Origin of the sequence: Hymenobacter crusticola, assembly GCF_002154225.1 — a bacterium.
GTDB lineage: Bacteria > Bacteroidota > Bacteroidia > Cytophagales > Hymenobacteraceae > Hymenobacter > Hymenobacter crusticola.
In genome coordinates, this window is sequence record NZ_MTSE01000002.1 from 67049 (window position 1) to 86082 (window position 19034).

Genomic DNA, 19034 nt, shown 5'->3' on the forward strand with positions numbered 1-19034 from the left:
TATAGCCATGCGGTACCACCACTTACTCGTGCTATTATTGTTCTGGTTGCCTTTGGCCAGTTGTGAGAAGGATGACGCATCACCCAAAGAGGATTCTGAGTACGTACCCGGCGAAGTACTGATGGGGGTTAAAGAAACAGCCACAGTCCCTCAGACCTTCGCGCTGGTAAACAGCCGGTCTTTGGAAATCTTGGCCGTTTCTATCCCGATGTACAACTCAAACCTGCCAGCAGATAGCTCGGGTTATGTTGAACGTGCGTTGAATGCCAAGCCCTACATCAATGATAAGGGTTGGAAAGCCAGTGTAATCCGCAACACACTTACGGGTAAGCTGACCATAACCGTGCGCTTGATGAACATGACTTTGGCCAACCAACAGGATTGGTTAGCTACCGTGCAACAACTGCAATTGCAGGAGCAACCCACCACAACATCCTACCAGTTGAAAGTGCCGGTGGGTGAGGAAAAGCACTGGGTGAAAGAGCTGCAACAGCAAAGCGAAGTGCGCTGGGCGGAACTGAACAACATCATTCAGATCCAACTGCACTAATAAAACCAATTGCGCTAGGTATTAACCGATAGCAGCCACTTTTACCAATAGTCGGTAGGTATGAAAAAGATAGTTATTGGGTTGGTGCTAAGCAGCACGTTGCTAGGTTGCCAAAAGGATAAAGCTGCCGAAGAAAATCTCTCGGCCAGCGACTTCGCGGTGGAGAACCAGAAAACTGCTTCTGTGCCACTTACTGGGTTGGATAACGTTGCGGTAACCCTGAAAAAGATATCCGATTCGCGGTGTCCCAACGGAGCGCAATGCATTTGGGCAGGTTATGTACAAACGACCATCGAAGTAAAAACGCCGGCCGATGCCACTCAGACGGTTGATTTGTGCTTGGCGCAGTGTGGCGTAGGCTCTCCTTGGCACTACCGCGACTCGACTACCGTGCTGATTAACAAGCAGCCCTACTGGCTCTGCTTGACGGCTGTTAATCCTTATCCATCTGTGAAGAATACTCCAACTCAAGCGCAAACTGCTGCCTTGCGCTTGGTACCACAATAATTAGTGAGTTATTGTTAGCATAAACAGAAAAAGCCCGTTCCGAAAGATGGGCTTTTTCACTTCCTAGTGGTCAGTTAAGGCAGTGCGATAGTCAGGATACGAGTAGCGCAGACGCTGTAGTCTGGGTCACTTTCTCGGCTGTACATGGGGCTAGTTTACTGGGCAGCAAAGCACGCATCTTAGCGAATTTAGTGAGCTTTTCTGCGGAGCAATGTGCGGCCTGTTGGACCTAGAAGATACTTGACCTAGCTTTTTTGTTTCTGCGGAAACCACAAGTAACACAACGGGGTTATGATAGGCTGGCTTTTTTGCCAACTTTAAGCCGGCGCGGCTAACTTTATCCCTGCATGGAATATCAACTGACCTCGGAATTCAAACCCACTGGTGACCAGCCCCAGGCCATTGCCCAGCTGGTGCAAGGCCTCAACAACGGCGAGCCCGCGCAGGTACTGCTCGGTGCCACCGGTACGGGCAAAACTTTTACCATGGCCAACGTGATTGCGCAGTCGGGCAAGCCGGCGTTGGTTCTGTGTCACAATAAGACTCTGGCGGCCCAGCTTTACGGCGAGTTCAAGGCCTTTTTTCCTAATAATGCCGTCGAGTACTACATCAGCTACTACGACTACTACCAGCCGGAAGCCTACATTGCCAGCACCGACGTTTTCATTGAGAAGGACCTAGCTATCAACGAGGAAATTGAGAAGCTGCGTCTGCACTCTACCTCGTCCTTGATGAGTGGGCGGCGCGACGTGATTGTGGTAGCATCGGTGTCGTGCATCTATGGTATCGGCAACCCCGAGGAGTTTGGTAAGAACGTTATCTACCTAGCTCCGGGACTAAAATACTCGCGCAACAACCTGCTCTACCAGTTTGTGCAAATCCTGTATTCGCGCACCGAGGTGGAGTTTACGCGCGGTACGTTCCGCGTGAAAGGCGATACGGTAGACATCTTCCCGGCGTATGCCGACTTCGCCTACCGCATCTACTTCTTCGGCGACGAAATCGAGAGTGTGCAAAAGATTGACCCGGCCAGCGGCAAGAAGCTCGCCGACGAAAAAAATGGGGTGACGCTGTATCCGGCCAACCTCTTCGTGACGGGCAAAGACACACTGAACCAGGCCATCCACGAGATTCAGAACGACATGGTGGCGCAGCACGCGTACTTCGAGAAGGAAGGCCGCGATGCGGAAGCCAAGCGCATCACGGAGCGCACCGAGTTCGACTTGGAAATGATTCGGGAGCTAGGGTACTGCTCGGGCATCGAGAACTACTCGCGCTACTTCGACCGCCGCACGCCCGGTGCCCGACCTTTCTGCTTGCTTGATTACTTCCCCGACGACTACCTGATGGTGATTGACGAAAGCCACGCCACCATTCCGCAGATTCGGGCCATGTGGGGCGGCGACCGGAGCCGCAAAACGGCGCTGGTAGAGTACGGCTTCCGCTTGCCGAGTGCCATGGACAACCGACCGCTCACGTTCAACGAGTTCGAGAGCATGTTCCGGCAGGCCGTGTATGTGTCAGCTACGCCCTCCGACTACGAGTTGACCCAAGCGGCCGGCGTGGTTGTGGAGCAGATTATCCGTCCGACGGGCTTGTTAGACCCAGAAATCGACATTCGCCCGAGCGTTAACCAGATTGACGACTTGCTCGACGAAGTGGATGAGCGCGTAAAAATGGGCGACCGAGTACTCGTGACTACGCTTACCAAGCGCATGGCCGAGGAGCTGAGCAAGTACATGGACCGCCTAGGTATCAAAGTTGAGTACGTGCACAGCGAAGTGAAGTCCCTGGATCGGGTGGAGATTCTACGCCGCTTGCGCCTTGGTGAAATCGACGTACTGATCGGGGTAAACTTGCTGCGTGAAGGCCTTGACTTGCCGGAAGTGAGCCTAGTAGCCATTTTGGATGCCGACAAAGAAGGCTTCCTCCGCGACCAGCGCAGCCTGATTCAGACCATGGGCCGCGCTGCGCGTAACGACCACGGCAAGGTGATTATGTACGCCGACCGCATCACCGGCTCCATGCAGCGCGCCATCGACGAAACGAACCGTCGGAGAGCCGTACAGATGGCGTATAACGAGGAGCATGGCATCACGCCGCGCACCGTTACGAAGTCGCGCGAGGCGATTATGGGGCAAACCTCGGTGGCCGATATGCGCAAAATCGAGCCGCAAGCCTACGTCAGCCCCGAAGCCATGGGCGATACGATGACCCTAGCTGCCGAGCCCATCATCTCGACGATGAACCGGGCGGAGTTGGAAAAAGTCATCAAGAAAACGGAAAAGCTAATGGAAGGTGCCGCCAAGGACCTCGACTTCTTACAAGCCGCCAAGTACCGCGACGAGCTAGCGCAACTCCGGCAAATGCTGAAGTCGAAGCGAGATTAACCCCTAGCTTGTTCGAGGAAAGCCCTTACTGCCCGTGGTTACTGCACCAGTAACCACGGGCAGTAAGGGCTTTTTGCATCATGTGCAGTACAAGACTAATTTCTAATGCGCACTATTCGGCCTGCCGGCTAGCAAGCGGCTGAGCTTATCGGTAGTAAAGCCAAATAATTCAAGCTATTATACTAGCTTTAAGCGCTTGTTATTGCTGTACAAGTCCTTGATACCGCGCACGCTATGTACACGCCGCCGCCTTCGCACCACGAACAACGGTACGGGGAAGACTTAGCTTTATGGCAAGCCTTCCGGGCGGGGCAACGCGAGGCATTAGGGGTTCTCTTCGACCGCTACGCTCAACAACTTTTCGCTTACGGGCATCAGTTGGTGAGCGACTCGGAATTAGTAAAAGATGCTATTCAGACGGTATTCGTGAACCTGTGGGGGTGGCGGGAAAATCTGAGCGAGGAAGTCACGGTGAAGTTCTACCTGTACCGCAGCCTCAAGCGTGAGCTGCTCAGAACGGCTGTTGTACCTAGGTTGCGCTTGGCTGGGCAACCGTCTGATGCGCATGAGCCGTCTTTTGAGCAGCAGCTAGTAATCGTCGAAGATGAGCAACAGGTGGCCGCTAAGCTAACCGCATCGCTGGCGCAGCTTTCGATCCGGGAAAAGGAAATTATCAACCTGAAGTACTTCAACAACTTCAAGATCCGGGAGATTGCTGACTTGCTCCACCTAAGCGAACAGACCGTGTCTAATCTGTTACACCGTGCGCTGAAGAAGCTGCGCAAGTCGGTGGTGCTAGGGTTGCTGTTTCTGTTGTGGCGTATCTTGAGCTAGGCATGTGCAAGGTGCAGGTAAGGGCCTATAGGCTAGAAAGTTGTCGAGTAGAAACCCATAATTAATAAAAAAAGTTGCGCGGAGCGTGGTAGAAAAAAGCGGGAGCTAGCTCTTGATCAGTAGAAGCGCCGAATTGTCCCAGTGTCGCGGCACAGCGCTTCTTCGCCTATGCCCGACTACCTTCAGTTTTCCGCCGAAGACTTTGCCCAGGATGATTTTTTCATTCGATGGGTATTGCTGCCCGATGCGGAAACGGAAGCCTTCTGGCAAAATTGGATTACCACGTTTGCTTTTCGGCGCGATGAGGTCGAAGCGGCGCGTCAGTTGGTGCTCGCCCTGCATCAATTGCCGCAAGTACGAATGGCCGCGGGTGAGAAGATGGCACTCAAGCAGCGCATCTTCAACGAGATAGCGGCGCAGGAGCCAGCTAGCCCGGAACCCGTCGTCCGGGCCATGCCCCGAGTTACGTGGCAATGGGTAGCTGCGGCGGTGGTGCTGCTCGGCTTGCTCGTTGGCGGTCGGTATGGTTGGCAAGCCCGCCAAACCGTGCCCGCCGTAGCGTATTTGGAGTTGGTGAAAGCGCAAGCACAAGCCGCAGATTCATTACGCGAAGTAACCAATACTACGAATGACACACATTTGGTTGCCCTGCCTGATGGTAGCTCGGTGCTGCTGCGTCCGCACAGCCAGCTAGCGTTTCCGGCGCGCTTCACTGGACCTAGCCGCACTGTGTACCTCGATGGCGCGGCCTTCTTTGAAGTGGCTAAAAATCCGAGTCGGCCTTTCTTCGTGAACACGGCCCACCTCGTGACCAAAGTGCTCGGGACCAGCTTCGAGGTACAGGCTTGGTCCGGTGCAGCTCGCGTGATGGTAACGGTAAAAACTGGCCGCGTCTCGGTGTATCCACAAAACAGTGCGGAGGCGATTGCGCAGCGTGGCACGCCCAAGCTAGAGGGCTTTGTGCTGGTACCAAATCAGCAAGCCACTTACCAGCTGGCCGATCAAAAGCTGCTCCGAACGCTGTTGCCACAACCCGCGCTGCAAGCTGAGCAAGTTGCCTTTGAGTACACAGAGACGCCTCTCGCTAAAGTGTTTGCCCAGCTGGAGCAGGCTTATGGCGTGCACATTGTGTACGATGAAGCCGTGCTTGGCAACTGCCCCCTGACGGCGTCTTTCACCGATGAACCCTTGTTTGAAAAGCTAGGTCTGATCTGCAAAGCTGTGCAAGCCAACTACGAAGTGTTGGACGCCCAGATTGTGGTAACAGGGCCCGGTTGTAGATAACGTTTGACCACTGCTTCGGCCTAGGCCGCAAACGTTTGCTGTCGGCCGCTGGTGCTGGTGGTATTTGGCTTTCCGTGATGCCGGTGCGGGGTTCCGTGCCGGGAATGCTTTCTGTTCTCTTCGCCTAATTCCCATACCCTATGCTCTCACTACTATTCAGCCGAATACGGCGTACCAAGTGGCTGTGCCTCCCGGTGTTCCTGCTGCTGCTCAGCGCGGGTAATGTGCGTGCTGCCACCCCCAGCGCCGCCCAAGACGCTATGACGCGGCGCATCAGCTTGCAGATCAGCAACCAGGAGTTGAAAGCCGTGCTCCGCCTAATCAGTCAGCAGGCCGATGTGAAATTTGTGTATAGCTCCCGCCTCATCAATACCCAACAAAAGGTGACGCTCCAAGCCCGTGAGCAACGCTTGGATGAGGTGCTCAACGGCTTGCTCACGCCATTGAACCTAGCTTTTGACGTGTTGCAGAATCAAGTAGTGATTCGGCGGGCCGAAACAACTGGTGCGGTGGCGCCCTCTACTTTGGAAGCGCACAACTCGCCGGTGCCAATGGCCGTGACGGTAACGGGCCGCGTGACCCAAGCCAACGGCGAGGGGCTGCCCGGCGTGACGGTACTCGTGAAAGGAACCAGCAATGGCACCACCACCGACGCCCGCGGCAGCTTTAGCCTAAGCTTGCCGGACGCCAACGCTACCCTGACGATTTCTGCCATTGGCTTCATCACGCAAGAGGTGCCATTGCAAGGCCGCACTGACCTAAGTATCGTGTTGCAGACCGATGTAAAAGCCCTGGATGATGTAGTCGTTATCGGCTATACCACCCAGCGCAAAGCCGACCTGACCGGTGCCGTGGCTCAGATCAACCAGCGCGACATTGCCAATCTGCCCGTAACCAGTCCGAGCCAGGTATTGCAGGGCAAAGCGGCCGGGGTGGCCATCACGCAGCAAACCGGAGCGCCGGGCGAAAACATTGCCGTGCGCATCCGCGGGGTGGGTACCATCAACGACAACGACCCGCTCTACATCATCGATGGGGTGCCCACGAAAACCGGCATCAACCAGATTTCGCCCAATGACATTGAGAGCGTCAATATTCTGAAGGATGCTTCCTCGGCGGCCATTTACGGGGCGCGTGCCTCCAACGGCGTCGTGATTATCACCACCAAGCGCGGCAAATCGGGCAAACCTAGGTTGAACATCAGCGCGTACGGCGGCGTGCAGACGGCCTCCAATCTGATTAAGATGGCCAACACCAATCAGTACGTAGCTGCCTACAATATTGCGGCGCAAAACGATGGCCGGGACCCAATTCCGGCGAACGTGGCCGCGGGGCTGCCCAATGTGAACTGGCTAAAACAAGTACTCAAGCCGGCGCAGCAGTACAACGTGCAGATGGACGTGAGCGGGGGCAGCGAGAACTCTCAGTACATTGTATCAGGGAGTTACCTTACGCAAGATGGTCTGATTCAGAACTCGTCTTTTGACCGCTACAACCTGCGGACGGCCGTAAATACCACGTTGTCGAAATACGTGAAGGTGGGTACCAACGCCAACCTATCGTACAACAAAACCCGCCAGGTGGGAACCTCCGGCGACGGGTTCGGCGATGGCAACCCCGGGGCAAGCGTGGTGCGCTTTGCGCTGTTTCGCACGCCAGGCACGCCTGTGTACAACGACCAAGGCCAGTTCGTGGATTTGCCCCGCACACCGGATGGGAACCTAGCTACCAGCTTCCTCGGCGATGGCATCAACCCCGTAGCGCTGGCCGACGCCACCGACCGTAACTTCAACCGCTACTCGTTGCTCGGCAATGTGTACGCGGAATTCACACCCATCGAGCGCCTACGCATCCGCTCCGATTATGGCGTCACCTTTCTCATCACCGATTACAAGCAGTTTTTCAAGACGTACGGTATCGACCGCTCCTTTAACTCGCCGGCTCAATTGGCCCAATCGAATACCAAGGAGTTTAACTACAACTGGACCAATACGGCCGTGTATGACCTGCCTTTGGGCAACAGCACCTTCAGCTTCTTGATCGGCACAGAAGCCATCAAAAACAACGTGCAGGCCATTTCCGCCTCGCGCCGGGGGTACGTCGATCAGTCATCCACGTTTCAATACCTCGACAGTGGCACCGGCGTACAGCAGAACGGTGGGGGAGAGGCGCACTCAGCGCTACTATCGGGGTTTGGGCGCGTGAGTTACGATTACAGCAGCAAGTACCTAGCTAGCTTCAACTTCCGCCGCGATGGTTCGTCGCAGTTGTCGCCGGGCCGGCGGGCCGAGAATTTCTACTCGGGTTCGGTGGGCTGGAACCTAGCCCAGGAAGAGTTTATGCGTAGCGTGTCGGCGTTATCGCTGCTAAAGCTACGGGTCAGTGTGGGGCAACTCGGCAACTCGGCCATCGGCAACTACCCATATGCTTCGTTGGTGGGCGGCAACTTCTATTATCCATTCAGTGGCGTTTCAACCCAAGGGTTGAGCATCGTGACCAAGGGAAACCCTAACATTCGGTGGGAAACCAGCACCCAGAGCAACTTTGGCCTGGACCTCGGGTTGCTGCAAGGTGCCTTGCAACTGTCGGTAGATTACTTCATCAAGAACACGTCGAACGTGCTGCTGTTTTTGCCCCAGCCTAGCAGCGCGGGCAATGGTGGCAACCCCGCCGTGAATGCCGGCAAGATTCGCAACCAGGGCCTGGAAGTGGAGTTGAATTATCGCAATACCATCGGCAAGGACTGGAGCTACACCATCAGTGGCAACCTAGCTACGCTGCAAAACGAGGTGGTGTCATTGGGCCAGGCCACACCTAGCCCCGGCGGCCGCGTGGATAATAACTACTTCGCTACGCTAACGGCCGTGGGCCACCCTATCGGCTCGTTCTACTTACTGCAGCAAGAAGGCATTTTTCAGAACGCCCAAGAAGTGTTTACCCACGCCTACCAAGGCCCCGGCATTCAGCCCGGCGACGTGAAGTTCAAAGACCTCAGCGGCCCCGATGGCGTGCCCGATGGCGTAATCGACGGCTACGACCGCACCTTTGTGGGCAGCCCCATTCCGAAGCTGACCTATGGCTTAACGGGCAACGTGAGTTTCAAGAACTTCGACCTGAGCTTGTTTTTCCAGGGCGTGTACGGCAACAAGCTCTACAACCAGGTAAACACCGACATCGAGGGCTTTTACCGGGCCTTCAACCTGACGGAGCGCGCCGCTACGAACTACTGGACCGGCGAAGGCAGCACCAACAAATACCCGCGCCTGTCGTGGACCGGTGCCTCCAACAACAAGCAGCCCTCCGACCGCTTCTTGGAAGATGGCTCTTACTTACGGCTCAAGAACGTGCAGCTAGGCTACACCTTCGGCACAAAAGTGCTGACGCCGATAAAAGTGTCGTCGGTGCGGCTGTTCGTCAGCGCGCAGAACCTGCTCACCTTCACCAAGTACACCGGTCTCGACCCCGAGCAGGGCGTCAATAGCAACTCGCTCGGCGACGGTGTCCGCGCCGTGGGCATTGACTTTGGCACCTATCCGTCGGCCCGCACCTTCACGGCTGGTATCAACGCTAGCTTTTAAGCGCTAAGCTTCCAATTATATGAAAATCAAACCGTTTGCTTTCGGCTTATTAAGCACCCTAGCCCTGACAACCGGGTGCGAGAAGTTTTTGGATCAGCCGGTGCTGGGGCAGTACGAAGCCGGCCAGTTCTTCACCTCCGATACCAACACCATCTTGGCCGTGAATGCGGCTTACGTGCCACTGTCGTTTCGCGACGGGGGCTCGAATACCATCTGGGTGCTGGGCGACGTGGCCTCCGACGACGCCGTGAAAGGCAGCAACCCCGGCGACCAAGCCGACTTCGAGAACGTAGATAACTTCAGTATTGCGCCCATCAACGCCGCTGTGGAAGCCCAGTGGAAGCGCGACTACGACGGCATATTTAAGTGCAACGTGGTCATCGACGGGTTGCCGGAGTCGAACACCAGTGTCAGCGCCGCGGTGCGCCAGCAGGCAGTAGGGCAGGCTAAGTTTCTGCGTGCCTACTACTACTTGGAGCTCACCTCGCTCTACGGCGACATTCCGCTGCGCCTCAAAGTCGAGACGCCTGAGGAACTGCAAAGCCCGGCCCTGCCGCAAGCTCAGATTTATACCCAAATCGAAACGGATTGCCAAGCCGCCGCCGACGCGCTACCCCTGAGCTGGACCGGCTCCGACCTAGGCCGGGCCACAAAAGGCGCGGCCCTGGCGCTGCTGACCAAGACCTACCTCTACGAAAAGAAATGGGCGCTGGCCGCGCAAACAGCGCAAGCCGTGGGTGCCCTAGGGTACAAGCTGACGCCCGTATTTGCTGACAACTTCCGGGCGGCGACCAAAAACAACACCGAAGCCATTTTCTCGGTGCAGCACACCAGCGGCCTGAGTCCGGGCCAGGGCAACAACCTGAATCAGTGGTTTGCCCCGCGTCCGCAGAATGGCTACGGCTTTTTCCTGCCCACCCAGAGCTTGGTAGACAACTTCGAGCGCACCGCCGCTGGCATCGTAGACCCACGCCTCGACTACACCGTGGGCCGGGCCGGTCAGCCGTTGTTCGGCGTGCCCTTCGACCCCACCTGGACGTCGACGGGCTATATCGCAAAAAAGCATTTGCAGCCGCTGACCGAAATTCCAACCACCATCAAAGGCGATGGCAGCCTAAACTATCAAGCCATTCGCTACGCCGATGTGCTGTTAATGCAGGCCGAAGCCTTCAACGAAGCCGGCAACAGTACGGCGGCCCTAGCAGCCCTCAACCAAGTGCGCAAAAGGGCCCGCGAAAGCTACCTCTACGATACGGCATTGCCGGGCGCAGGCACGGTGCCCGCGGGTTTGCTGCCCGACATCACCGTGACGGACCAAAGCCAATTGCGCGACCTGATCCGGCGGGAGCGGCGCTCGGAGCTAGCCTTGGAGTTCCACCGGTTTTTCGACCTCATCCGCTACGGGGAGGCCTACGCCCGTCAGGCGCTGAGCGACCGGGCTAATTTCAACTACGCGCGCAATCAGTTTTACCCCATTCCGCAGAGCGAGCGGGATACCAACAAAAAGCTAGGTAAGTAGCCTCGCGCCGACAGGCTTTTCATTCCCACCCCTTTGTGATTTGACCATGAGAAGGCACCTATTATACTTGCGCATCCTGCCTTGGCTGTTCGCCAGTTTGGCCCTGGCACTTGCCTCCTGCTCTGACTCGGACGATGATGACCCGCAGATCAGCGCCGATAAAACCCGGCTAACGGCGCTCATCGACTCCGTAACCGTTGGCTACAACGCCGCCGTGGAAGGCACCAAGCCGGGCAATTACACCGTCGGCTCAAAAACGGCCCTGAAATCGGCACTGGACCTAGCTACCGCCACGAAAGACGACGCCAACTACACGCAGCTGCAAGTAAACAACGCTACGGCCAACTTGCGCCGAGCGGTAGCCGCGTTCCGAAGTGCGTTGATCCAGGAAGTTTCGGTGGCCAACTTAGTGGCGCAGTGGAAGTTCGAAGGCAACGCCAACGACGCTACCGGCAACGGTAACAACGGTGTGCTGAAATCGGGGCCGACGGGACCGGGTACGGCACCGGGTGACGGCGGAGTAGTGCCGCAGCTGGTGGCCGATCGATTTGGCCGCGCCGGCCAAGCGTATGAGCTCAATAATGGCGCCTACATCGAGGTGCCGTACAAGGCAGCCCTGAACCCGCAAGCCTTGACCATCAGCTTGTGGTGTAAGCGGTTTGATGCCAACGACAACAACTACATCGTGTCGCTGAACCGCTGGAATGGCTTTAAGCTCCAACTGCAAGGTGCCGGTAAGCCGTTCTTCACCGCCTCTACCACGGCCACCATCTTCGACCGCGACTCTGACGTGGGCATTGTGCCGGTGAATACCTGGGCGCACGTGGTGACGTCGTACGTGGATGGCACCTTGAAATTTTACATCAATGGCGTGCTCGTGAAAACCTGGACCAACACCCAGGGCGCGCTCAAAACCATTCCGGAGCCGGTGAACCTAGCCATTGGTCAGCAACTACCAAAGGAGGCCTACAACCGCGCGCCGACGGCGGGCCAGGCCGCTGACTACTTTACTTACTACAGCGCCGCTTTTTTCAAAGGCCAGCTTGATGATATACGCTTCTACAACCGGGCCCTAACCGAGGCGGAAGTGACATCCATCTACACCATCGAAAAATCCTTGTAGCCCTAGCTTTTCCTCTCCTCCGTCCCGCGTCTCGGCGTCCTGCGCCGCACGCAAGCAAACCAGAGCCAGGAACAACGTGACATCATCGCTCACCCAAGAAAACGCATGATACTTTTCAGCAAAAACACCCGCCTAGCCGGTAGTCTCCTTGTCCTAGCTTCGGCTGGGCTACTGAGTTGCAACAGCTCCGATCGAACGCAAGCGACCACTGCGCCAACAACCAACAGCTGGGCGATGCTCAACTTCACCAAGGTCGACAGCGTCAACCCCATCATGGGACCTAGCATGGCCGGCCGGTTCGTTGATCCCATCTCAAAACAGCCGGTATTGTGGGAAGAAAAGGACGTGTTCAACCCGGCAGTGGTGGTAAAGGATGGTAAGATTCACATGCTGTATCGGGCCGAAAACAAGGTAGGGGCCCTCGAAAAAGCTTCGCGCATTGGTCTAGCTACCAGTACTGATGGCATTCACTTCACCCGCCTGAAGGAGCCGGTGCTGTACCCCGATAACGACGACCAGAAGAAATACGAATGGCCGGGCGGCACCGAGGACCCTCGGGTGGTGGAAAGCGACGACCACACCTACTACATGACCTACACCGCCTACGACGGCACCCTGGCCCGCTTGCAGGTGGCCTCTTCCAAAGACCTACTACACTGGACCAAGTACGGCAGCGTGTTCACGGGCGCAGCGGGCGACAAGTACGTCGATAAATGGAGCAAATCGGGCTCTATCGTGTCGCGCTACGAGCCCGATGGCCGCATTGTAGCTGCCAAAATCAAGGGCAAGTACTGGATGTATTGGGGCGACGCGCAAATTTGGCTGGCCACCTCCGACGACCTTATTCATTGGACGCCCGTGGAAATGGCGCCCGGCGAAAAGCCGCCCGTGCCCCTGCGTGCCCAGGCCCTCACCGTGCCCACCTTAAAAATCGTGCTGCCTACCCGCGAAGGCAAATTCGACAGCGACCTGGTTGAGTCCGGTCCGCCTGCCATGCTCACCGACAAAGGCATCCTGTTGATCTACAACAGCCGCAACGTGCCCGCTATCGGCGATAAGTCTTTGCCCGAAGGGACGTACACCGCAGCGCAGGCCTTATTTGACAAAAATGACCCCGCTAAGCTGCTCAACCGCACCGATACATATTTCATGCGCCCCGAGAAGGACTACGAAACGACCGGGCAGGTCAACCAGGTGGTGTTCCTGGAAGGGTTAGCGCGGTACAAAAACAAGTGGTTTCTTTATTACGGTACTGCTGATTCCAAAATTGCCGTGGCGACGCAACCTGTGGAGTAATAAGCTACACCGAACCCCTTTTCTGAAAGCGCAACCTACCTAGGTTGCGCTTTTTCTTTTTGGCTACTGTAGCGCTGAATGCAGTGCAGTTTAACGGAGACGCGAACCTCAGACATAGGTAAGCCACCCGCAACTTTATGCTGATGAATAACCTCTAGTTATCGAGCACCACTAGTAAATAGGTGATTACTTTTCGCTGCTTCTAGCAGGTAGGTACTATTGTATGATATGTCTTCTAGCTCGCAGGACTACTAGTTTATTTCTATCCAAACTTGTTATTTTTCTATGAACGGGATTATAGCTAGCTTTATAGTCCTATTTGTAGTCAGCTTGGTAAGTGCCATTGGCTATTGACCATCCTTTCTTGCGTGCTCCGGGCTTGAATGAAAATTATTCCCCTGTTACTTGCCTGCCTTTTTGCCCAACTACTCCGAGCACAGACCATCGTTTCTACCGACACGGTAGAGTATGCCCGGGCGCGGGTGTACGCGAAGGATTTTGCCGGTGCCGACCACTTACTGACGGGTTATAATGCCCGGCATCTTGACGTAAACGCCTTGCGCTTGCAGGCGCAGGTTCTGTATTGGAGCAAAGCCTACGAGCGCGCCGATAATGTGCACCGCCGGGCGGTGGCAGCTTTCCCCGACCTAGCCGTGCTTAAACTGGATTATGGCCGCTTCCTCTACGAGCTAGGTAAGTACAAGCAGGCCCAAGTTGTCTTAACGCAGTGCTTGGCGCAGGATAGTTTGCAGCCCGAAGCAAACCTGATTTTGGCGCGCCTTTCTTACCAGGATGGTCATTTAGCCGCCGCCAAAAGTCGGGCTAGCTTTATGCTGAAGTATTACCCTAGCAACGCCGAGGCCACGGCGCTACTCACCGAACTGCACGAGGCGCAAGCGCCCTACGTTCGGCTGAGCAGCCGCTACCTAACCGACGACCAGCCACTGAAAGCGCTGGTGCACGAGCTGGAAGGCACATGGTACCGCTCCTGGCTGCTGACGCCCACGGCGCGACTGCAACTCGCGGATTTTACGTTGCCAGAAACCGCGCGTAACTCGGCCTGGCTGCAAGTCAGCAACTTGCTGCGCTTCAATCAGCTAGGGTTAACCGTTGACGTGGCAGGGGGGCTGTTTCGGTCGGAGCTGAATGGTGGTAAGTGGTACCAAACCGGCAGTGTGCTGTTCACCAAAAAGGCGGCCCGCTACCTGCACCTAGACCTCAGCACCGAGCGCAAGCCGTATCAGCGCACGCTGGCCAGTCTGCGTAGCACGGGCGGTTTGATGCAGCATGTGTCTGCCGCCGCAATTCGGTTCGATAAATCGGAGCGGTGGCTGGGGAAAGCGGCGTACGAGCGGCAGACGTTTGCCGATCAAAACGCGGTGCACACGGCGTACGCTTGGTTGCTAGTACCCCTGCTGATCAATAAGGGGGCTACCCTGCAAGGTGGCTACGCCTGGAGCTACGCCACTGCGAACCACAGCACCTACGTTCCGGTCAGAGCGCTAAACGAAATTATAGCGACCAACGCGCCCGTTGAGGGTTACTATGCGCCTTATTTCTCGCCGAAGAATCAGGTAGTCAACTCGCTGCTAGCTTCTTTCAAAATAACACCGCCCTGGAAAGTGGCGTTTTCGGGGCAGGCTAACATCGGAGTTTTTGCCAGGGCCGACAATCCTTATTTGTTCCTGAATAAGTCGCCTGCCGATGAGTTGTACGTGGAGCGTGGCTTCGCGCGCACCTCCTACCATCCTGTTGATCTGCAGTTTGCTTGCCGGGTGAAACTCTCGCCCGCACTATCCCTCACGGCCGATTATACCTACCGCAAATTGTTCTTTTTCACCAGTCAGCAGGCGGGCCTGCAGCTAAGCTACCATGGGGCGCACCAGCAACACCGGCGTTAACGCACTTTGGCAGTATCGTGCCGCCGCAGGTACCGCTACCACCCAACGCCTAAGGTTGGCGGTGCTGGTGGTGGCGGGCTGCGGTAGCATTCTGCACCTAGCGGATTGGTGGTTCCGGGCGGAACATGTGGCTTCGCTGCCCCTGTTCTTGGTGCTAACCTTTATCTTTTGGTGGGGCATCTTGCGCATGGTGGTGCTTTGGATATCGTATCTGCGCATCAGCAAGCCCCCGCAGAAGCCGGCTTTGCCCCAGCGGCGGGTAGCCATTTTCACGACCAGTTCGCCGGGCGAGCCGCTGAGCATGTTTGAGAAAACCTTAGCAGCCTGCGCCCGCATCACGTACCCGCACACCACCTACCTGCTCGACGATACGCGGGACCCTAGGTTCCGGGAAGTAGCTGAGCGCAATGGGGCCGTGTGGCTGGAGCTAGTAGGCTTGCCTGGTGCCAAAGCGGGCAAAATCAACGCCGCTTTGCAGCGCACCGACGAGGAGTTTATCCTGGTGCTCGACCCCGACCATATCCCGTTTCCGAACTTTCTGGACGAAGTGCTCGGCTACTTCGAGGACGAAAAAGTAGGCTTCGTGCAAGTGGCGCAGGCTTATTACAACCAATACCGCTCCTTCACCGCCCGCGGAGCCGCCGAGCAAACTTATGGCTTCTACGGGCCGACGCAAATGGGTATGAACGGCTTGAACTGCGCCGTCGCCATCGGAGCCAACTGCACCTTCCGACGCACGGCGCTAGAGAGCATTGGGGGCCACGGTATTGGTTTGGCCGAAGACCTCATCACGGCTATTCGGATGCACGCGGCGGGCTGGAAATCGGTATATAACCCTATTGTGGTGAGCCGCGGCCTGGTGCCCGAAGACCTAGGTTCTTTTTGCAAGCAGCAGCTCAAATGGGCGCGCGGCGTGCACGAAGTGTTGTTTGCCGAAGTGCCCCGCCTGTGGCCGAAGCTCAGCTTTTGGCAGCGTCTGTCGTACCTGACGGTGGGCACCTACTACGTGTCAGGCGCCACGATGCTGCTGTTTTTGCTCATCCCGTATTTGTTCTTCTGGGCTGGCATGCAGCCGGCCAACATGGACTTCGTGGAGTTTGTGCTGAACTGGCTGCCGGTGGGGCTGTTTGGGGTGCTTATCTACTTGTATGTGCAGCGCTGGCTTTGCCATCCACAAGAGGAGCGAGGGCTGCACTGGCGTGGCATGTGCCTGAAGTTTGCCTGCTGGCCGGTGTTTTTCCTGGGTTTCGTGCTGTCGCTGTGGAATGGCCGCATCCCGTACATCCCCACCGCTAAGCAGGCCGATGGACGCTTCACTTGGTTTGCCTGGCCGCTGCTGGTGCATCAGTTGCTATTTATCGGTACGCTCTTGTACGTGGTAGTCGAGCGGGCTTATTACACGCCCGAGGCCCGCCTAGCCCTGAGCAGCGGCGACACCTGGGGCATGATGGCCTTCGCCGGCATCGCGTATCTGATGACCCTAGGGGGCTTATTTGCCGCCTACCAATCCAGCAAGCTGACCGCGGAAGAGCCCTGGGCCACGGTTAGGCTGCCTGGCATCAGTTGTCAGCTAGCCTCCTGATACCTAAGTTTTGCGCTGCGTTTGCTCTACTAATTCCACCCGTTTGTAGTTCATCATGAAAGTTCTGGTTTACCGAACCTCCGCCGTGCTGCTGGTTATCGTCAGTGGCGTGCTGCTTTCGGCGTTGCTGCTTTACGCCGGTGAGCGAAGCAAAGGACCCTTGGAAGACTTGGCGCTGAGCGTGACCAGCGACGTGGCTAGGTTCGAGAAGCACTTGGTCGGGCACGATCTGCGCAAAAGCCGTTCGGCTTCGCTGCGTTGGTTCGACCGTTACCGCACCCACCAAGCGTTGCTCAACGCCCCAGATACAATCCTGACCGGCGCTTACGACAACAACACCGCCGAGTCGTACGAGAGCATTGTGGCGCTGGAAGAATCGTTGCAAGTAAAGCTGCCTATCATCCAGCTCTACACGGCCTGGGGCAGCAAAAAAGACCAGGTTTTCCCGATGCTCCGGGCGCAGGCCATTCAAGACCTAGGTTCCATCCCGCTGATTACTTGGGAGCCTTGGCTGAATGACTTTGACCGGAACGAATTTCCAACCAAGCAGCCCGTTGAGCGCATAAACGAAGGCGGCTTGAAGGCCATTGCCAGTGGCCGCTACGATGCCTACATCGACAAATGGGCTGCCGCCGCCAAGCAGTTTGGCGCGCCCTTCTACCTGCGCTTTGGCCACGAGATGAACGACCCGTATCGCTATCCGTGGGGCCCGCAGAACAACGACCCCGCCGACTTCATTGTCGCCTGGCGGCACGTGGTGAGCCGGTTTCGGCAGCTAGGTGCCACCAATGCCATCTGGATTTGGTCGCCGCACCCGGCTTACCGCACGTACCGCCAGTTTTACCCCGGCAATGAATACGTCGACTGGATTGGCGTGACAACCTTGAATTACGGCACCGTGGCACCCTGGAGCGAGTGGTACTCGTTTGATGAGATTTTTGGAGCGAGCTACGCAGAATTCTCGCTCTACGGCAAGCCCATGATGATCACCGAGTTTGGCTCCTTGCGCGTGGGCGGCGACCGGGCCGCGTGGTTCCAGCAAGCCCTGTCGGACTTGCCCGAAAAATACCCTGTAGTGAAAGCCGTAGTGTTTTACAACAACACGAGCGACGTGACCACCACCTACAAGTCGTTGGATTGGTCGTTCAACGCGGACAAGCAGGTGCTAGCTGCCACGACACGGGTGCTAAAAAGCTGGCGGCTGCACCATGCCCCCACCGAGCGGCTGCTTAGGAAAAAGCCGCTGGCCGCTGCTCCGCTGGCTGCCCCGCACTCAGTGGGTGAGTAGCTAGGGTTGGGGCGGCAGAAGCTAGCTTATCGGGCGCTGGTTTTTTGACTACCGTAATTTTGCCGTTCCGCTCCAGGCGCACCACGTCAGCCTCGGCCAGCGAGTCGATGTTGGCGGCGTCTCGTAGGCCTTCGTGCAGGTCTTTCTCCGAAATATCGGTCTTGCTCAGCTGTTTTTTTAGCAACTGACCGCCCTGCGCCAGCACCGTCGGTTCGCCTTTGATTAGGCTACCAACAAAGTCGCTGTAATACGCGGCTATGGCCAGCAGCCGGTGCAGCACCACAAATACTGCGCTGGCCAAGAGCGTCCCGAAGAACGGCGAAGCGGCCACCACTGCCCGGCTTAGCACCGCCCCCAGAATGATCTTCAACACCACATCGAACGGCGTGCTGCTACCGAAGGCGCGAGTGCCTACCACGCGAAGCAGCCCCAGTGCCACAAAAAACACCACAACTGCGCGCAGGCACATGGCCGCCGTGGAAATGGTGTGCGGCCCGGCGTGCAGTTCAAGCAAATTACTAAACCAAGCGAAGCTCATCTGTGTATCAGGCTGAGGTGGAACAACACTTAAGCAGCGGCGAGTTTTTGCCCGTGGGCTACGAGCCGAGCTGCCTGCTTGGCGCCTGAGCGCCGAGTGGGCTTGAACTCGCCGCCTTTGGCTTCGTTGTAAGAGTGAAAAAAGTGCTCGATTTCGTGAAGCAGCTGCGGCGACAAGTCCTTGATATCCTGAAGGTGTTGGTGCTCGCGCGACACGGCCGACACGGCCAGCAGCCGGTCATTCTTTTCCACTCTTCCGTCATTTTCGGTTTGCTCGGCTTCGATGGCCCCAATTAGGCGCACTTCCAGCAAGCAGCCCGTAAACGCCGGCGCATCCATGAGCACGAGCACATCGAGCGGGTCGCCGTCGTCGCCCTGCGTGGAAGGGACAAAGCCAAAGTCATACGGAAAGCTAGACCCTTCGGGAAGCACACCCTTTAGCTGAAAAAGTTCAGTTTCTGGGTCGTAAGCAAACTTGTTGCGGCTACCTTTTGGGGTTTCAATAATCACGTTGAAGTAGCTGTTCTTGGCGTTTTGCGCCGGTAATGTGTGCAACGCGGTAGGCATAGGGAGGGGAGTGGTAACAATTTGGTAACATTCCGTTGTACCGTTGGGCGCCGGCCGGGGTTGCGAGTGTTGAGCTAG

At 56.7% G+C, this 19034-nt stretch carries 14 protein-coding genes; 12 read left to right on the forward strand and 2 right to left on the reverse strand.

The genetic code is table 11. The annotated features are described in order from the left end of the window. Positions 1–28: 28 nt before the first annotated feature. From BXP70_RS03595 to BXP70_RS03650, 12 genes are all read left to right on the forward strand, one after another. Positions 29–550: a hypothetical protein gene (locus BXP70_RS03595; RefSeq protein WP_143436358.1), complete on the forward strand. Its 522-nt coding sequence runs from the start codon at positions 29–31 to the stop codon at positions 548–550. 60 nt (positions 551–610) lie between these two features. Continuing rightward, positions 611–1057, forward strand: a complete 447-nt coding sequence (locus tag BXP70_RS03600) for a hypothetical protein (protein ID WP_086592671.1) — start codon at positions 611–613, stop codon at positions 1055–1057. Positions 1058–1404: 347 nt separating this feature from the next. Beyond that, entirely contained in the window at positions 1405–3447 is a 2043-nt protein-coding gene (uvrB, locus tag BXP70_RS03605; protein WP_086592672.1) for an excinuclease ABC subunit UvrB, read from the forward strand. Positions 3448–3681: 234 nt separating this feature from the next. Then, positions 3682–4281 carry an RNA polymerase sigma factor gene (locus BXP70_RS03610; protein WP_086592673.1) on the forward strand — a complete coding sequence of 200 codons (600 nt, stop codon included), beginning with the start codon at positions 3682–3684 and terminating at the stop codon, positions 4279–4281. A 168-nt stretch (positions 4282–4449) separates the two neighbouring features. Then, complete coding sequence (locus BXP70_RS03615; protein ID WP_086592674.1) at positions 4450–5565, forward strand: FecR family protein; 1116 nt, start codon at positions 4450–4452, stop codon at positions 5563–5565. A 140-nt stretch (positions 5566–5705) separates the two neighbouring features. Further along, entirely contained in the window at positions 5706–9143 is a 3438-nt protein-coding gene (locus BXP70_RS03620; protein WP_086592675.1) for a TonB-dependent receptor, read from the forward strand. Between the two features lie 19 nt (positions 9144–9162). Next, positions 9163–10662: a RagB/SusD family nutrient uptake outer membrane protein gene (locus BXP70_RS03625; protein WP_086592676.1), complete on the forward strand. Its 1500-nt coding sequence runs from the start codon at positions 9163–9165 to the stop codon at positions 10660–10662. A gap of 46 nt (positions 10663–10708) precedes the next feature. After that, positions 10709–11785, forward strand: a complete 1077-nt coding sequence (locus BXP70_RS03630) for a LamG-like jellyroll fold domain-containing protein (RefSeq protein ID WP_086592677.1) — start codon at positions 10709–10711, stop codon at positions 11783–11785. A 105-nt stretch (positions 11786–11890) separates the two neighbouring features. Continuing rightward, on the forward strand, positions 11891–13081 hold the full coding sequence (locus BXP70_RS03635; protein WP_086592678.1) for a glycoside hydrolase family 130 protein: 1191 nt from the start codon (positions 11891–11893) through the stop codon (positions 13079–13081). A gap of 383 nt (positions 13082–13464) precedes the next feature. Next, positions 13465–14982, forward strand: coding sequence for a tetratricopeptide repeat protein (locus BXP70_RS03640; RefSeq protein WP_086592679.1), 1518 nt, complete (start codon positions 13465–13467; stop codon positions 14980–14982). Next, entirely contained in the window at positions 14954–16564 is a 1611-nt protein-coding gene (locus BXP70_RS03645) for a glycosyltransferase family 2 protein (protein WP_086592680.1), read from the forward strand. The genes BXP70_RS03640 and BXP70_RS03645 overlap by 29 nt, the downstream gene beginning before the upstream one ends. A gap of 55 nt (positions 16565–16619) precedes the next feature. Further along, complete coding sequence (locus BXP70_RS03650) at positions 16620–17852, forward strand: glycoside hydrolase family 26 protein (RefSeq protein WP_086592681.1); 1233 nt, start codon at positions 16620–16622, stop codon at positions 17850–17852. Here BXP70_RS03650 and BXP70_RS03655 read toward each other — a convergent pair. Both BXP70_RS03655 and BXP70_RS03660 read right to left on the reverse strand, forming a co-directional pair. Next, the gene (locus BXP70_RS03655; RefSeq protein WP_086592682.1) at positions 17794–18390 is read right to left on the reverse strand and encodes a DUF421 domain-containing protein; all 597 of its coding nucleotides are present in this window, start codon (positions 18388–18390) and stop codon (positions 17794–17796) included. The two genes, BXP70_RS03650 and BXP70_RS03655, sit on opposite strands and share 59 nt — an antisense overlap. A gap of 29 nt (positions 18391–18419) precedes the next feature. Then, positions 18420–18956 (reverse strand): inorganic diphosphatase, encoded by a 537-nt coding sequence (locus BXP70_RS03660; RefSeq protein ID WP_086593173.1) that lies wholly within the window; start codon positions 18954–18956, stop codon positions 18420–18422. Positions 18957–19034 lie beyond the last annotated feature (78 nt).

Excerpts from the sequence above, each read along its gene's own strand:
- BXP70_RS03600 (WP_086592671.1), top strand. The coding sequence starts at position 611 with ATGAAAAAGATAGTTATTGGGTTGGTGCTAAGCAGCACGTTGCTAGGT.
- BXP70_RS03615 (WP_086592674.1), top strand. The coding sequence starts at position 4,450 with ATGCCCGACTACCTTCAGTTTTCCGCCGAAGACTTTGCCCAGGATGAT.
- BXP70_RS03640 (WP_086592679.1), top strand. The coding sequence starts at position 13,465 with ATGAAAATTATTCCCCTGTTACTTGCCTGCCTTTTTGCCCAACTACTC.
- BXP70_RS03610 (WP_086592673.1), top strand. The coding sequence starts at position 3,682 with ATGTACACGCCGCCGCCTTCGCACCACGAACAACGGTACGGGGAAGAC.
- uvrB (WP_086592672.1), top strand. The coding sequence starts at position 1,405 with ATGGAATATCAACTGACCTCGGAATTCAAACCCACTGGTGACCAGCCC.
- BXP70_RS03635 (WP_086592678.1), top strand. The coding sequence starts at position 11,891 with ATGATACTTTTCAGCAAAAACACCCGCCTAGCCGGTAGTCTCCTTGTC.
- BXP70_RS03645 (WP_086592680.1), top strand. The coding sequence starts at position 14,954 with ATGGGGCGCACCAGCAACACCGGCGTTAACGCACTTTGGCAGTATCGT.
- BXP70_RS03630 (WP_086592677.1), top strand. The coding sequence starts at position 10,709 with ATGAGAAGGCACCTATTATACTTGCGCATCCTGCCTTGGCTGTTCGCC.
- BXP70_RS03650 (WP_086592681.1), top strand. The coding sequence starts at position 16,620 with ATGAAAGTTCTGGTTTACCGAACCTCCGCCGTGCTGCTGGTTATCGTC.
- BXP70_RS03625 (WP_086592676.1), top strand. The coding sequence starts at position 9,163 with ATGAAAATCAAACCGTTTGCTTTCGGCTTATTAAGCACCCTAGCCCTG.
- BXP70_RS03655 (WP_086592682.1), bottom strand. The coding sequence starts at position 18,390 with ATGAGCTTCGCTTGGTTTAGTAATTTGCTTGAACTGCACGCCGGGCCG.
- BXP70_RS03620 (WP_086592675.1), top strand. The coding sequence starts at position 5,706 with ATGCTCTCACTACTATTCAGCCGAATACGGCGTACCAAGTGGCTGTGC.
- BXP70_RS03660 (WP_086593173.1), bottom strand. The coding sequence starts at position 18,956 with ATGCCTACCGCGTTGCACACATTACCGGCGCAAAACGCCAAGAACAGC.